Here is a 15,372-nt window from a genome sequence, read left to right on the forward strand (position 1 = left end):
TTCGCTTCCTACAAGCCTGATCGGCACGTGCAAACCCTGATTTGACAAGGCAAGCCTATGCAGCGGCTGTATCGGAAACGCATTGTTCTCGGCGTCGGCGGCGGCATCGCCGCCTACAAGAGTGCCGAACTGGTTCGCCGACTTCTGGAGCACGGCGCGCAAGTCCGTGTCGTCATGACCCGTGGCGGTGCCGAATTCATTACCCCCCTGACGATGCAGGCACTGTCCGGGCACCCGGTTCATCTGGACCTGCTCGACCCGGCGGCCGAAGCGGCCATGGGCCATATCGAGCTGGCAAAGTGGGCCGACCTGGTGCTGATCGCACCGGCCACCGCTGACCTGATCGCACGCCTGGCCCAAGGCGTCGCCAATGACCTGCTGACCACACTGGTGCTGGCCACTGATGCGACGGTTGCCGTCGCCCCGGCCATGAACCAGGCCATGTGGCGCGACCCGGCCACCCAGGCCAACCTTGAACTGCTGCAAAGCCGCCAGATCCAGGTATTCGGCCCGGCGTCCGGTAGCCAGGCCTGTGGTGATGTAGGCCTGGGCCGCATGCTTGAAGCCAACGACCTGGCGTGGCATGCCGCCGAATGCTTCAAGCGCGAGTCGCTGACCGGCAAGCATGTACTGATTACGGCCGGCCCGACCCAGGAAAACATCGACCCGGTGCGCTACATCACCAACCACAGCTCCGGCAAAATGGGCTTTGCCCTGGCCGAAGCAGCGGTCGAAGCGGGTGCCAAGGTCACGCTGGTCACTGGCCCTGTACACCTGCCAACCCCTGACCGGGTGACCCGCATCGATGTGGTCAGCGCCCGCGACATGCTCGCCGCGTGTGAAGCCGCCATTCCCTGCGACCTGTTTATTGCCTCGGCAGCGGTTGCGGACTACCGGCCAGAGGTCGTAGCCCCACAAAAGCTCAAGAAAGACCCGACCACCGGTGACGGCCTGCTGCTGCAGATGGTGCGCAACCCCGATATCCTTGCCACCATCGCCACCCGTCCGGATCGTCCGTTCAGTGTCGGCTTTGCCGCCGAGACCGAACACCTGCTCGACTACGCCGCACGCAAGCTCAAGGACAAGAACCTTGACCTGATCGTCGCCAACGATGTCGCCAACCCCAGCATTGGCTTCAACAGCGAAGAGAACGCCTGCAGCGTGATCGACCGGCAACTGCAAGAAACCCTTTTCGCCCAGACCAGCAAAGGCAAGATCGCCCGTCAGCTGATCGCCTTTATTGCTGAACGTCTTAACCAGGTTTAATCGCGCATGCACGCTCTACAAGCCAAGATTCTCGACCCTCGCATCGGCAACGAATTCCCGCTGCCACAGTACGCCACCCCAGGCTCCGCCGGCCTTGACCTGCGTGCCATGCTCAAGGAAGACACCGTCCTGGAGCCAGGCCAGACCCTGCTGATCCCGACTGGCCTGTCGGTGTACATCGGCGACCCAGGCCTGGCAGCCCTGATCCTGCCACGCTCGGGCCTTGGCCATAAGCACGGCATCGTGCTGGGCAACCTGGTCGGCCTGATCGACTCCGACTACCAGGGCGAACTGATGGTGTCCTGCTGGAACCGCGGCCAGACCGCATTCACCATCGCTGTTGGCGAGCGAATCGCCCAACTGGTGCTGGTACCGGTGGTACAAGCCCATTTCGACATCGTCGAAACGTTCGATGAAAGCCAACGCGGCGCGGGTGGCTTCGGCCACTCCGGCAGCCACTGACCCACCGGGCAGCCTCGGCTGCCCAACGCAACCCAACGGATTGGCGAACGCTCTGGCAGAAACACTGTCAAAGCGCTCAATTTGAGCCTGCACCGCACGCCCTTGAGATTGGAGCTCCCCAGTGATGAATGACATGACACAACTGGCACCCACACTCCCTGAAAGCATCTTTCGCGCCTATGACATTCGTGGCGTGGTTGGCGACACCCTGACCGCCGAGACTGCCTATTGGATTGGCCGGGCCATTGGTGCCCAGAGCCTGGCTCAAGGTGAGCCGCAAGTTTCAGTGGGCCGTGACGGCCGCCTGTCCGGGCCGATGCTGGTCGAGCAGTTGATCAAAGGTCTGGCCGAGGCCGGTTGCCAGGTCAGCGACGTGGGCCTGGTGCCTACGCCTGCCCTGTACTACGCCGCCAACGTTCTCGCCGGCAAATCCGGCGTCATGCTGACCGGCAGCCACAACCCACCGAACTACAACGGTTTCAAGATCGTCATCGCCGGTGACACCCTGGCCAACGAGCAGATCCAGGCGCTGCTGACCCGCCTGAAGACCAACGACCTGAGCCATGGCCAAGGCCATGTCGAGCGCGTCGAAATCCTTGATCGCTACTTCCAGCAGATCACTGGCGACATCAAGTTGGCGAAAAAGCTCAAGGTCGTCGTGGACTGCGGCAACGGCGCAGCCGGTGTCATTGCCCCACAACTGATCGAAGCCTTGGGCTGCGAGATGATTCCGCTGTTCTGCGAAGTGGACGGCAACTTCCCGAACCACCATCCAGACCCAGGCAAGCCCGAAAACCTGGTCGACCTGATCGCCAAGGTGAAAGAGACCGGCGCGGACCTGGGCCTGGCCTTTGACGGCGACGGCGACCGCGTCGGTGTCGTGACCAACACCGGCAACATCGTCTACCCGGACCGCTTGCTGATGCTGTTTGCCAAGGACGTACTGGCCCGCAACCCGGGCGCCGAAATCATCTTCGACGTCAAATGCACCCGCCGCCTGAGCCCATTGATCGAGCAGTACGGTGGTCGTCCACTGATGTGGAAAACCGGTCATTCGCTGATCAAGAAGAAAATGAAGCAGAGCGGCGCCCTGCTGGCCGGCGAGATGAGCGGACACATCTTCATCAAGGAGCGTTGGTTCGGCTTCGACGACGGTATTTACAGCGCCGCGCGGCTGCTGGAAATCCTCAGCAAGGAGTCGGTCGACGCCGAAACCCTGTTCGCCGCCTTCCCAAATGATATTTCCACGCCGGAAATCAACATTGAAGTGACCGACGAAGGTAAATTCAGCATCATTGATGCACTGCAGCGTGATGCGGATTGGGGCGAAGCCAGCCTGACCACCATTGATGGTGTTCGAGTCGACTACCCCAACGGCTGGGGCCTGGTGCGCGCCTCCAATACCACCCCGGTACTGGTGCTGCGCTTTGAAGCCGAAACCGACGCCGAACTGCAACGCATCAAGGATGTTTTCCACGCGCAACTGAAGCGTGTTGAACCCAACCTGCAACTACCGTTCTGACCGACTACTGTTCCACTGGAGCTTTGCATGACCCTCGATCGTGATGCCGCCACCCATGTCGCCCAGGTATTGTCCGAAGCGCTGCCTTATATCCGCCGCTTTGTCGGCAAGACCCTGGTGATCAAGTACGGCGGCAACGCGATGGAGAGCGAAGAGCTCAAAACCGGTTTCGCCCGTGACGTGGTCCTGATGAAAGCCGTGGGTATCAACCCTGTGGTCGTACATGGCGGCGGCCCGCAGATCGGCGATCTGCTCAAGCGCCTGTCGATCGAGAGCCACTTTATCGATGGCATGCGCGTCACTGACGCACAAACCATGGACGTGGTCGAGATGGTTCTCGGTGGCCAGGTCAACAAGGACATCGTCAACCTGATCAACCGTCATGGCGGCAGCGCCATCGGCCTGACCGGTAAGGACGCTGAGCTGATTCGTGCGAAGAAGCTCAAGGTCACCCGTCAGACCCCGGAAATGACCTCGCCTGAAATCATCGACATCGGCCATGTAGGCGAAGTGGTTGGGGTAAATACCGACCTGCTGAACATGCTGGTCAAGGGCGACTTCATCCCGGTGATCGCACCGATTGGTGTTGGTGCCAACGGCGAGTCCTACAACATCAACGCCGACCTGGTCGCTGGCAAGGTCGCCGAAGCCCTGAAGGCCGAGAAGTTGATCCTGCTGACCAACATCGCAGGCCTGATGGACAAGCAAGGTCACGTGCTGACCGGTCTGACCACCGAGCAGGTCAACGACCTGATCGCCGATGGCACCATCTACGGCGGCATGCTGCCGAAGATTCGCTGCGCGCTGGAAGCCGTCCAGGGCGGCGTCAACAGCTCGCACATCATCGACGGTCGGGTACCGAATGCGGTCCTGCTGGAAATCTTCACCGACAGCGGCGTCGGCACCCTGATTACCAATCAGAAGCCTGAGTAACAGCCTCAGCTCCCGAGCTGGTGGCACACCAGAGAAGCAAAAAGGCCCTGCATTGCAGGGCCTTTTTGTTGCGCATGGGCTTCAGATACCGTACTGGGCCCGGTACGCCTCGACCGCAGGCAGATGCTGCTTGAGCGCTGGATCGTCAGCGAGGAACTCCAGTACCTGGGTCAACGAAACAATGCTGACCACCGGGATACCAAAGTCACGCTCCACTTCCTGGATCGCCGACAACTCGCCGTTGCCGCGCTCCTGACGGTTCAGTGCGATCAGCACGCCAGCGGCCTTGGCCTGCTGCCCCTGGATGATCTGCATGACCTCGCGAATCGCCGTGCCGGCAGTGATCACGTCGTCGATGATCAATACGTCGCCGGTCAGTGGCGCGCCGACCAGGCTGCCGCCTTCGCCATGGCTCTTGGCTTCCTTGCGGTTGAAGCACCACGGCACGTCGAGCTGGTGATGCTCAGCCAGCGCTACAGCGGTCGCCGCTGCCAGCGGGATGCCTTTGTAGGCCGGGCCGAACAGCACGTCGAACGGAATCTTGCTGTCGACAATCGCCGCCGCATAGAAACGCCCGAGCTGAGCCAGGGCCGCGCCGCTGTTGAACAGGCCGGCATTGAAGAAATACGGGCTGGTACGCCCCGACTTGAGGGTGAACTCACCGAAGCGCAGAACCCCACGATCGATGGCAAAACGAATAAAGTCGCGCTGATACGGCTGCATGTAGAGTCCCGGATGCCACGGATTTAGCTAATTGAGTACAGCTCGGGTATCATACACGCACGAGATTTTTGGGGCCATTTATGCGGATCATCAGTGTGAACGTAAATGGCATTCAGGCTGCAGTCGAGCGTGGTTTGCTCAGTTGGCTGCAAGCCCAGAATGCCGACGTCATCTGCCTTCAGGATACCCGCGCCTCGGCCTTTGAACTCGACGACCCAGCTTTCCAGCTCGATGGCTACTTCCTTTATGCCTGCGACGCAGAAGTCCCCGCCCAAGGCGGTGTGGCACTTTACTCGCGCTTGCAGCCCAAGGCAGTCATCAGCGGCCTGGGCTTCGAGACAGCCGACCGCTACGGACGTTACCTGCAGGCAGACTTCGACAAAGTCAGTATTGCCACCTTGCTGCTGCCTTCCGGGCAGAACGGCGACGAAGACTTGAACCAGAAGTTCAAGTTGATGGACGACTTCGCCAAGTACCTGGACAAGCAACGTCGCAAGCGTCGTGAATACATCTACTGCGGCTCGCTGTATGTCGCGCAGCAGAAGCTCGACATCAAGAACTGGCGCGACAGCCAGCAGTCCCCGGGCTTCCTGGCCCCGGAACGGGCCTGGATGGACACCATCGTCGGCGACATGGGCTATGTCGATGCCCTGCGCGAAGTCAGCCGCGAAGGCGAGCAGTACAGCTGGTGGCCGGACAACGAACAGGCCGAGATGCTCAACCTGGGCTATCGCTTCGACTACCAGTTGCTGACACCAGGCCTGCGTCGCTTCGTGCGTAGCGCACGCCTGCCACGCCAGCCACGCTTCTCCCAGCATGCGCCACTGATCGTGGACTATGACTGGACGCTGACCATTTAAACGGTCACGTACAAAAACGAACCCCCGCTTTTCAGCGGGGGTTCGTTTTTATGTGCCAAAAATAACGCAAGGCACCCTGTGGGAGTTGGCTTGCCAACGATGCAGGCGCCGCGTACTCATTGGCACCCCGCCGACGCCATCGCAGGCAAGCCTGCATCCCACAGGAAAAGCCAACAACCCTGCCGCTACTGAATCACCCGCCAGGTAAAGGGGTAGCGATACGCCTGCCCCTCATTGACCTTGACCGAAGCGATGATCATCAGGATGGCTGCGGCCACTACCAGCAGGCCGAGCAACGCAAAGCCAATCAATAGGATGAACAGTGCGATGCAGATCACGTAGGCAATGGTCACGGTAATCTGGAAGTTCAGCGATTCCTTACCTTGGGCATCGATGAACGGGTCCAGCTCACGCTTCCATTGCCAGATGATCAACGGCCCCAGCAAGTTGCCGAAGGGGAACAACAACCCGCAGAACGCCGCGAGGTGGCAGAACATCGCCCACTGGCGCACATCTGCACTCGGGGTGGATACATTCAGAGGTTGTTCGCCCATCAGGCCATCCTCACTCAGTCGGCCAGCGAAGCGCTCTGCAGCTCGAAGAGGTCGCTCATGCCTTTTTGCGCCAATGCCAGCATGGCATTGAGCTCTTCAGGCTGGAACGGCGCGCCTTCAGCGGTGCCCTGCACTTCGATGAAGCCACCGGCGCTGGTCATGACCACGTTCAGGTCAGTCTCGGCAGCGGAGTCTTCCAGGTAGTCCAGGTCGAGCACTGGAACGCCTTGGTACATGCCCACCGAAACGGCAGCGATCATGTGCTTGAGCGGGTCACCGCCCTTGAGGCCACCACGCTTCTTGACGACACGCAGGGCATCGACCAGCGCGACCATGGCACCGGTGATCGACGCCGTGCGGGTACCGCCATCGGCCTGGATCACGTCGCAGTCGACGTAGAGGGTAATGTCGCCGAGCTTGCTCATGTCCAGCGCAGCACGCAGCGAGCGGCCGATCAAACGCTGGATTTCCAGGGTGCGGCCACCCTGTTTGCCACGGCTGGCTTCGCGCTGGTTACGCTCACCAGTGGAACGCGGCAGCATGCCGTACTCTGCTGTCAGCCAACCTTGGCCCTGACCTTTGAGGAACCGGGGAACACCATTTTCGACGCTGACCGTGCAGACGACTTTGGTGTCGCCGAACTCGACCAGTACCGACCCTTCGGCGTGCTTGGTGTAGTTGCGGGTGATGCGGATCGAGCGGAGCTGATCGGCAACGCGACCACTTGGACGTTTCATAGGGGATACCTGTACTGGACTTGAATCTGCCCAGCATTATAGAGCGCCCGGGCTCCGCTGGACATGCCCAGGGTAGAAACAGCTGTTTATGCGCCCGCAGAGTACACGCCAGCCTTGAGCCAGAGACGTTGGTCGGTTTTTTCCGGTAATCCAGAGAGTGTTTGTAACATCAGTGGATTGGGAGCACACCTCGCACTGCGCTACAATCCTGCGCCTTTGCAGCCTGTCGGCTTCCCTTCAACCTACTGCGAGGTACTTCCCATGGTGCATAGCATGACCGCCTTTGCCCGCGCCGAACGCGCTGGCGCCCAAGGTACCCTCATCTGGGAATTGCGCTCGGTCAACCACCGCTACCTGGAACCCCACTTACGTCTGCCTGATGCCTTCCGCGACCTTGAAGGCACGGTACGTGAAGCCCTCCGTCAGGGCCTGTCACGCGGCAAGGTCGAATGCACGTTGCGCTTCAATGAAGAAAGCACTGGCAAACCCTTGCAGGTTGATCGCGAGCGCGCTGCGCAACTGGTTGCCGCCGCCGAGACCGTCGCCAGCCTGATCAAGCAGCCTGCTGCGCTCAACCCGCTGGAAGTGCTGGCGTGGCCAGGCGTACTGGTGGCAGACGCAACAGACCCGCAAGCGTTGAATATCGAGGCTATGAGCCTGTTTGAAGAGGCCCTGAAGGAGCTGCGCAACGGTCGCAACCGCGAGGGCACCGAGCTGGCCAGGCTGATCAACGAACGCCTGGACAACATGGCCACCGAGGTCACGACCCTGCGCGCCCTGGTACCGCAGATGCTGGCCGTTCAGCGCCAGAAGGTCCTGGATCGCTTCACGGACATGAAAGCCGAACTCGATCCGCAGCGCCTGGAACAGGAGATGGTGCTACTGGCCCAGAAAAGCGACGTCGCCGAAGAGCTGGACCGCCTGAGCACCCACATGACCGAGGTACGCCGTGTACTCAAGTCCGGTGGTGCCGCAGGCCGGCGTCTCGACTTCCTGATGCAGGAGCTGAACCGCGAAGCGAACACCCTTGGCTCCAAAGCCTTCGACCCACGTAGCACCCAAGCAGCGGTCAACCTCAAGGTCCTGATCGAGCAGATGCGTGAACAAGTACAGAACATTGAGTAAGGCCACCCCGACCATGAACCACAGCAGCGGCATCCTCTACATCATCTCGGCCCCTTCCGGCGCCGGCAAGACCAGCCTGGTCAAAGCCCTCATCGACGCTGAGCCGAGCATTCGCGTTTCGGTCTCGCACACCACCCGCGCCATGCGTCCGGGCGAAGAAAACGGGGTGAACTACCACTTCGTCGATCGCGCCGAGTTCATCCGCATGACCGAACACGGCGACTTTCTGGAGCAGGCCGAAGTCTTCGGCAACCTCTACGGCACGTCGCAGAGCACGCTGCAGCAAACCCTGGACGAAGGCCACGACCTGATTCTGGAAATCGACTGGCAGGGTGCCGAACAAGTACGCAAGCAGATGCCACAGGCACGCTCGATCTTCATCCTGCCGCCGAGCCAGCAGGCCCTGCGCCAGCGCCTGACCAACCGTGGCCAGGACAGCGATGAGATCATCGAGGGACGGATGCGTGAAGCCGTCAGCGAGATGAGCCACTACAACGAGTACGACTTCGTCATCATCAACGATGACTTCGCCGTGGCCCTTGAAGACCTCAAGGCGATCTTCAGGGCCAACCGCCTGCAGCAGAAGAGCCAGCAACAGCGCCACAGCGAGCTACTCAAACAGTTGCTCGCCTGATTGGCGCCGTCTCAGCGTCGGCAGGGCAGCGTTGCCTGCCGATGCAGGGTCATCCCCAGGAAGAACGCTGGTGCACGCATGCGCGACAGCACCATCAGGAAGATGCCCAGCAACAGAATGATCATCGCGATCACGAACACCAGGCCCAGGCCTGCGACATGCGAGCCACTGCCGAACGACGGTGAAGCACTGTCGATGGCGGTCTGAACGAAGATCACCGACAGAATCCCGCCGCCCACGAAGGGGCACAGGCCGCGCATCATGAAGTGACGCAGGCTGTCGAACAGGCTGTCGCGGAAGTACCACACGCACGCGAACGCCGTCAGCGAGTAGTAGAAGCAGATCATCATCCCCAGCGCGGTGATGGTGTCGGCCAATACGTTTTCACTCAGGGTGCGCATGGTGACGTAGAACAGGCCGGCTGCAACGCCTGCACAGATGGTCGCGTAGCGTGGCGTCTGTGAGCGCGGGCAGATGCTGGCAAATCGCTCAGGCACGGCACCGTAGTACCCCATGGCCAGCAGCGTGCGCGCTGGCGAGACGAAGGTCGACTGCAGGGACGCCGCGGTACTGGCCAATACCGCAATGGACATCAGGATAGCCAGCGGCCCCATGACCGGGCCGGCCAGGTGTGCGAAGACGTTCTCTTGAATGCGCGGGTTGCCCAGCCCCAGGCCAATGTCACCGATACCGGCGAACTGCAAGGTAGCAATACCGGTCACAAGGTACAGGCCAAGGATCAACAACACGGTCCAGGTGGCAGCCTTGCCAGGCACTTCTTCACTGCCCACCGACTCTTCGCTCACGGTCAGGCAGACGTCCCACCCCCAGAAAATGAAGATCGACAGCGACAGCCCGGCTGCAAACGAGGAGAACGACTCGACGCCAAACGGGTTGAACCAGTCTGAGTCGAATTGCAGCGGCGGGATGGTCGGCGACCCACCGAACGCGGCCATGGAGAAACCGATCAGCACCACCAGTTGCAAGGCCACCAGGCCATACTGCACCGTCATGGTAGTACCCATGCCACGGCAGCAGATCCACACGGCCATGGCAATAAAGACACAACAGGTGGTGACGTTGACCAACAGGTTATCGCTCAGCGCAGACACCTCATGGCTGCCGCTGAGCTGGCCGAGGAACAGGTAGAAGAAGTCCACCGCCACACCCGCCAGGTTGGACAACACAATGGTCGTCGCGGTGACCAGGCCCCAACCGCCGATCCAGCCAATCATCGGGCCAAAAGCACGGGCAGACCAGGTGAATGACGTGCCGCTATCGGGCTCGGCAGCGTTCAGCTCGCGGTAGCCCAGCGCAACCAGCAGCATGGGCAGGAAGCCGACAAGGAACACCGCTGGCAGGTGTGCGCCGACTTCGCGCACGGTAGGCCCGAGCGCGCCGGTCAGGGTATAAACCGGCGCAATGGTGGAGATGCCAAGCACAATGCTGGCAAGCAGCCCGAGCCGGCCCTTGGCCAGCCCTTTGCTGCGGTGGGTGGAAGCGCCTGAGCTGGCCTGCGCCGACTCTGCCGAGCCCGGAGGCCGACTCGCTTCTGTGTATTCACTCATGAGTATTTGCCGTCGCTATTGGTATTGTTCTAGATGGGCGTCTTGCAAGGCACCCGCTTTCACTCATGGAAAGCTCACTGCTTGATTCATGACATCCGGGGGCGCCGGACAGCCTCAAATGGCCGCCACCTCAACACGCTTTCCCGCCGCATGGGCGATACAAGCCTCGCGGAACGCCTGAAACAGGCGCAACGAGACAGGGTTGTCGGTAAAACGCCATTCCGGATGCCACTGAACGCCAAGAACAAACCCTGGCGCGTTATCCAGCGTGACCGCCTCGACCAATCCATCCGGCGCAACGGCTTCGACCCGCAGGCCACTGGCCAGGCGCTCGATGCCCTGGCCATGCAACGAGTTGACCTCGAAAACCGTGGGCAGCCCCAAGCGCTCGAAAAGCCCACCCGGCTGCACGCTCACTGAGTGCTGCGGGGCGTATTGCACCTCCAGCGCAACGTCTTTCGGCTCGCGGTGGTCCAGGTAGCCAGGCAACTCATGAACCTGTTGATGCAGGCTGCCACCGAGGCTCACATTCAGCTCCTGGAAACCACGGCAAATGCAAAACACAGGCACGCCCGCCGCAATCGCCGCACGCAACAACGGCAGGGTCAGGCGATCACGGTACACATCGTGTCGGGTTCCCTCCGCGCTGGGGCTGCCATTGTAATGATGCGGCTCCACATTTGAAGGCGAACCGGTAAAAAGAATGCCATCCAACCGCTCTAGCACGAGCTCTGCAGCCACAGGCTCGGCACGCGCAGGCAATATCAGGGGAATCCCGGCGAAGCCTGCAGCCTCGACATACTTGTCACCCGCCGTGTGCGAGGAATTCTTTTCCAGTTGCTGGCGGCAGGCAGTGACGCCAATCAGTGGGGTAACCTGCTTCATCTGTCAGCCCTCGTTTACAACTTGATCCAGGTCGCCTTGAGTTCGGTGTACTTGTCGAACGCATGCAGTGACTTGTCACGCCCGTTACCGGACTGCTTGAAGCCGCCGAACGGCGCCGTCATGTCACCACCGTCGTACTGGTTGACCCAGACACTGCCAGCGCGCAGGGCCTTGGCCGTGCGGTGTGCCTTGGACAGGTCGCTGCTCCAGACCGCTGCGGCCAGGCCGAACGGTGAGTCGTTGGCAATGCTGATGGCTTCTTCGGCGGTATCGAACGCAATCACTGACAGCACCGGGCCGAAGATCTCTTCACGGGCAATACGCATGGCATTGTCCACACCATCAAAGATCGTCGGCTCCACATAGACGCCGCCGGTTTCTTCCAGCACGCGCTTGCCACCGGCGACCAGCGTCGCACCGTCGGCGGCACCGGCCTCGACATAGCCCAGCACGGTATCCAACTGGGTGCCGTCCACCAGGGCGCCAACCCGAGTAGTCGGGTCCAGCGAATGGCCGGGCTTCCAGGCCTTGAGCGCCTCGATGACCATCGGCAGGAAGCGATCCTTGATGCTGCGCTCGACCAGCAGGCGCGAGCCCGCCACACACACTTCGCCCTGGTTGAAGGCAATGGCGCAAGCGGCGGCGTCAGCCGCTGCCTGCAGGTCAGGAGCGTCGGCAAAGACAATGTTCGGGCTCTTGCCGCCAGCCTCCAGCCAGACACGCTTCATGTTCGATTCGCCGGCATAAATCATCAGTTGCTTGGCGATTCTGGTCGAGCCGGTGAACACCAGAGTGTCCACGTCCATGTGCAGGGCCAGGGCCTTGCCGACGGTGTGGCCATAGCCTGGCAGCACGTTCAACACGCCCGCAGGAATGCCGGCTTCGATGGCCAGTTGAGCGATACGAATGGCGGTCAGTGGCGACTTTTCCGAAGGCTTGAGGATCACCGAGTTACCGGTAGCCAGCGCCGGGCCAAGCTTCCAGCAGGCCATCATCAGGGGGAAGTTCCACGGCACGATCGCCGCGACCACGCCCACCGCTTCGCGGGTAACCAAACCCAGTTGGTCGACCGGCGTTGGCGCCACTTCGTCGTAGACCTTATCAATGGCCTCGGCGCTCCAGCGGATTGCATTCGCCGCGCCTGGCACGTCGATGCTGAGCGAGTCACTGATCGGCTTGCCCATATCCAGGGTTTCCAGCAGTGCCAGCTCCTCGGCGTTGGCCAACAGCGCGTCAGCGAAAGCAATCAGCACACGCTTGCGCTGGGCCGGTGCCAGGCCCGACCAGGCGCCGCTTTCAAAACTGCGGCGGGCCGCCAGGACAGCACGCTCGGCATCTGCGGCATCACAACTGGCGATATTGGCCAAGTGACGGCCATCGACCGGGCTCAGGCTCTCGAAGGTTTCAGCCGAGACAGCAGCCTGGTACTGGCCATCGATAAAGGCACGCCCTTCGATACTCAGGTTCTGGAAAAGGGATTCCCATTGTGCGCGGGACAAGGTGGTCATGTTCGTGTGCTCCAGGCCTTACACCGTATGCAGGTACCAGTTGTATTCGAGATCCGAGATCGATACTTCAAATTCTGACAGCTCACTTTCCTTGCAGGCGACAAAGACATCGATGTAGTCCGGGCTGATGTACTTGTTCAGCACTTCGCTGTCATCCAGCTCGCGCAGTGCGTCGCGCAAGTTGTTTGGCAAGCTCTGCTCCAGCTGCTCGTAGGAGTTGCCTTCCACCGGCGCACCCGGCTCAATCTTGTTGGTCAGGCCGTGATGAATGCCGGAGAGGATTGCCGCCATCATCAAGTACGGGTTGGCATCAGCACCGGCAACACGGTGCTCGATGCGCACTGCGTCAGCACTGCCGGTGGGTACGCGCAGGGCTACAGTACGGTTGTCCAGGCCCCAGCTTGGCGCATTCGGCACATAGAACTGGGCACCGAAACGCCGGTACGAGTTGACGTTCGGGCAGAGAAAAGCCATCGAAGCCGGCAGGGTTTCCAACACGCCACCAATGGCGTGGCGCAGCGCGTCGTTCTGCTCGGGCTCATCACTGGTGAAGATGTTCTTGCCGGTTTTCTTGTCCAGCAACGAGATATGCACGTGCAAACCGTTGCCCGCCTGGCCAGGGTACGGCTTGGCCATGAAAGTGGAGTCCATTTCATGGTCGTAGGCGATGTTCTTGATCAGACGCTTGAGCAGGACGGCGTAGTCGCAGGCCTTGATCGCATCTTCGACGTGATGCAGGTTGACCTCGAACTGTGCCGGGGCGCTTTCCTTGACGATGGCGTCAGCCGGGATGTCCTGCTCTTTGGCCGCCTCAAGCATGTCCTGCAGGCAATCGACGTACTCGTCCAGATCATCGATCAGGTAGACCTGAGTGGACTGCGGACGCTTACCCGAGATCGGCGAACGGGGCGGCTGTGGGCGGCCATTCACGTTGTCCTGATCGATCAGGTAGAACTCCAGCTCGAAGGCGGCGCAGATGGTCAGGCCCAGCGCATCGAATTTCTCCACCACGCTGCGTAGCACTTCTCGCGGGTCAGCGAAGAAAGGGGTGCCATCCAGCTCGTGCATGGTCATCAGCAGCTGCGCGGTAGGACGCTTCTGCCAAGGCTCGTAGCTCAACGTGCCGGGAATGGGAAAGCAAATACGGTCGGCATCACCGATATCCAGGCCCAGGCCAGTGCTTTCCACGGTCGAGCCGTTGATATCCAGCGCAAACAGCGACGCTGGCAGGTTGATACCTTTTTCGTAAACCTTGTGCAGGCTCGCACGCTCGATTCGCTTTCCGCGCACGACACCGTTCATGTCGGAAATGAGCAGGTCCACGAACTGGACTTCAGGATAAGCCTGGAGAAACTCGCTCATCTCGCTGGAAGGGCTGGCGCACGGGGAGACCGACGTCATGGCTATGCATCCTTTGATTTTTATCGGGCGACAATATGAAGGGGTGTGTTGCAGGCGCCCTGTGGGCGTCGATGGTTGGTTTATTTTTCTAGTATTCCCATCGTGGGAAACAGCCGAATGAACATCCTTATTGCGCTGCACTCGGCACTCTGGCCGGTGGCGAGGTTGATTCGCGGCTGCTGCTTCACTATAGAATGGCCTCAACGCAACAGACATTGGCATTTCGGCAAGCTAAGAGTGCACTCATGCAATATCAGGTCAGCCATACCGATCTCACCCTGGTGCTCGCCCTGGTTCGCGGGCGATCACTGGCAAAAGCTGCCGAACTGCTCAAGGTGGACGTGTCGACCGTCTTTCGCTCGATTCGCAGGCTTGAGGCCTCACTGGGCAAGGCGCTGTTCGATAAAAGCCGCAAGGGCTACGCCCCCACTGGCACAGCTCAAGCGCTGGCGGAGCAAGCCGAGCGCGCCGAACAGGCACTGGATGCGGCCCAGGTGGCGGTGGAACACGGCGACCAGGTGGTCAGCGGCACCGTGCGCCTGACCTGCACCGAAGCGGTATTGCACAGCCTGCTGCTGCCGGCGCTGGCCCATTTCATGCCAACCTACCCGGCGCTGTCGCTGGAGCTGGCAACCTCCAACTCCTTCGCCAACCTCAGTCGACGCGATGCCGATGTCGCCCTGCGCCTGACCAACTCGCCCCCCGAGCACCTGGTCGGTCGCTGCCTGGGCACGGCCTCCTACCTTGTTTATGGGCACGCCGATTATCGCCAGCGCCTGGCCGAGGCTCCGGCATCACTGCCCTGGATCGCACTGGACGACTCGATGTCCGATCATGCTTCGGTGGTCTGGCGCGAGCAGCACCTACCTGGCGTGGTACCACGCTACCGCTGCAGCAGCATGGCCGCCGTCGCGCAACTGGTAGGCGCAGGGCTGGGCGTCGCAGCGCTGGCTGACTACATGGCCGACAGCCTCCCCGGGGTGGAGCGGCTGAGCGATGCCCTGCCCGGCTGCGATACCGAACTCTGGCTGCTGACTCGCCCCGACTGCCGCGCACTGCGCTCAGTACAGACGCTGTTCGACGAACTGACCCCACGCTTGCGTGCGGCAATGGGCGAGTAGCACGAGGGAGTTGTGCTAACCCCACGCAAATGGTTATCGTCTGCTCTAACGCTAAAACTCTCGGCCAAAGCAT

14 protein-coding genes and 1 pseudogene are annotated in these 15,372 nt (G+C 61.0%); 8 read left to right on the forward strand and 7 right to left on the reverse strand.

The window, feature by feature from the left end:
- The first annotated feature begins 57 nt into the window (after positions 1 to 57).
- The 4 genes and pseudogenes from coaBC to argB all read left to right on the forward strand — a co-directional run bounded on the left by coaBC (position 58) and on the right by argB (position 4,183).
- Positions 58 to 1,266 (forward strand): bifunctional phosphopantothenoylcysteine decarboxylase/phosphopantothenate--cysteine ligase CoaBC, encoded by a 1,209-nt coding sequence (gene coaBC, locus CS390_RS24025; protein WP_099776335.1) that lies wholly within the window; start codon positions 58 to 60, stop codon positions 1,264 to 1,266.
- A gap of 6 nt (positions 1,267 to 1,272) precedes the next feature.
- Complete coding sequence (gene dut, locus CS390_RS24030) at positions 1,273 to 1,728, forward strand: dUTP diphosphatase (RefSeq protein WP_065758157.1); 456 nt, start codon at positions 1,273 to 1,275, stop codon at positions 1,726 to 1,728.
- 136 nt (positions 1,729 to 1,864) lie between these two features.
- Positions 1,865 to 3,250: pseudogene (locus CS390_RS24035) on the forward strand (phosphomannomutase/phosphoglucomutase); the annotation flags it as partial.
- A 27-nt stretch (positions 3,251 to 3,277) separates the two neighbouring features.
- Positions 3,278 to 4,183, forward strand: a complete 906-nt coding sequence (argB, locus tag CS390_RS24040) for an acetylglutamate kinase (protein ID WP_065758155.1) — start codon at positions 3,278 to 3,280, stop codon at positions 4,181 to 4,183.
- An 81-nt stretch (positions 4,184 to 4,264) separates the two neighbouring features.
- Here the strand turns inward: argB and pyrE are convergent, their stop codons facing one another.
- Positions 4,265 to 4,906: an orotate phosphoribosyltransferase gene (pyrE, locus tag CS390_RS24045; RefSeq protein WP_065758154.1), complete on the reverse strand. Its 642-nt coding sequence runs from the start codon at positions 4,904 to 4,906 to the stop codon at positions 4,265 to 4,267.
- 80 nt (positions 4,907 to 4,986) lie between these two features.
- On the opposite strand from pyrE, the gene CS390_RS24050 reads away from it, so the two are divergent.
- Positions 4,987 to 5,766, forward strand: coding sequence for an exodeoxyribonuclease III (locus CS390_RS24050; RefSeq protein ID WP_065758153.1), 780 nt, complete (start codon positions 4,987 to 4,989; stop codon positions 5,764 to 5,766).
- Between the two features lie 185 nt (positions 5,767 to 5,951).
- Here CS390_RS24050 and CS390_RS24055 read toward each other — a convergent pair whose 3' ends face one another.
- Together CS390_RS24055 and rph are read right to left on the reverse strand one after the other, a co-directional pair.
- Complete coding sequence (locus tag CS390_RS24055) at positions 5,952 to 6,320, reverse strand: DUF4870 domain-containing protein (RefSeq protein WP_099776339.1); 369 nt, start codon at positions 6,318 to 6,320, stop codon at positions 5,952 to 5,954.
- Between the two features lie 14 nt (positions 6,321 to 6,334).
- Positions 6,335 to 7,057, reverse strand: a complete 723-nt coding sequence (gene rph / locus CS390_RS24060; RefSeq protein WP_065758151.1) for a ribonuclease PH — start codon at positions 7,055 to 7,057, stop codon at positions 6,335 to 6,337.
- 261 nt (positions 7,058 to 7,318) lie between these two features.
- Between rph and CS390_RS24065 the strand changes: the two genes are divergently transcribed.
- Together CS390_RS24065 and gmk are read left to right on the forward strand one after the other, a co-directional pair.
- Positions 7,319 to 8,182 carry a YicC/YloC family endoribonuclease gene (locus CS390_RS24065; RefSeq protein ID WP_099776341.1) on the forward strand — a complete coding sequence of 288 codons (864 nt, stop codon included), beginning with the start codon at positions 7,319 to 7,321 and terminating at the stop codon, positions 8,180 to 8,182.
- Between the two features lie 13 nt (positions 8,183 to 8,195).
- The gene (gene gmk / locus CS390_RS24070; RefSeq protein WP_099776343.1) at positions 8,196 to 8,816 is read left to right on the forward strand and encodes a guanylate kinase; all 621 of its coding nucleotides are present in this window, start codon (positions 8,196 to 8,198) and stop codon (positions 8,814 to 8,816) included.
- 11 nt (positions 8,817 to 8,827) lie between these two features.
- Here the strand turns inward: gmk and CS390_RS24075 are convergent, their stop codons facing one another.
- The 4 genes from CS390_RS24075 to CS390_RS24090 form a co-directional block, all read right to left on the reverse strand.
- On the reverse strand, positions 8,828 to 10,384 hold the full coding sequence (locus CS390_RS24075) for an APC family permease (RefSeq protein WP_099776344.1): 1,557 nt from the start codon (positions 10,382 to 10,384) through the stop codon (positions 8,828 to 8,830).
- Positions 10,385 to 10,498: 114 nt separating this feature from the next.
- On the reverse strand, positions 10,499 to 11,269 hold the full coding sequence (locus CS390_RS24080) for a gamma-glutamyl-gamma-aminobutyrate hydrolase family protein (protein WP_099776346.1): 771 nt from the start codon (positions 11,267 to 11,269) through the stop codon (positions 10,499 to 10,501).
- Between the two features lie 14 nt (positions 11,270 to 11,283).
- Positions 11,284 to 12,777, reverse strand: a complete 1,494-nt coding sequence (locus CS390_RS24085) for an aldehyde dehydrogenase (protein WP_099776347.1) — start codon at positions 12,775 to 12,777, stop codon at positions 11,284 to 11,286.
- Between the two features lie 18 nt (positions 12,778 to 12,795).
- Positions 12,796 to 14,178, reverse strand: a complete 1,383-nt coding sequence (locus tag CS390_RS24090; protein WP_065758145.1) for a glutamine synthetase family protein — start codon at positions 14,176 to 14,178, stop codon at positions 12,796 to 12,798.
- 245 nt (positions 14,179 to 14,423) lie between these two features.
- Here CS390_RS24090 and CS390_RS24095 point away from each other — a divergent pair, with 245 nt between their 5' ends.
- Positions 14,424 to 15,299, forward strand: a complete 876-nt coding sequence (locus tag CS390_RS24095) for a LysR family transcriptional regulator (RefSeq protein ID WP_099776349.1) — start codon at positions 14,424 to 14,426, stop codon at positions 15,297 to 15,299.
- The last annotated feature ends 73 nt before the right edge of the window (positions 15,300 to 15,372 follow it).

The sequence above is a fragment of the Pseudomonas sp. HLS-6 genome (assembly GCF_002753995.1).
In the GTDB taxonomy this organism is placed as follows: domain Bacteria; phylum Pseudomonadota; class Gammaproteobacteria; order Pseudomonadales; family Pseudomonadaceae; genus Aquipseudomonas; species Aquipseudomonas defluvii.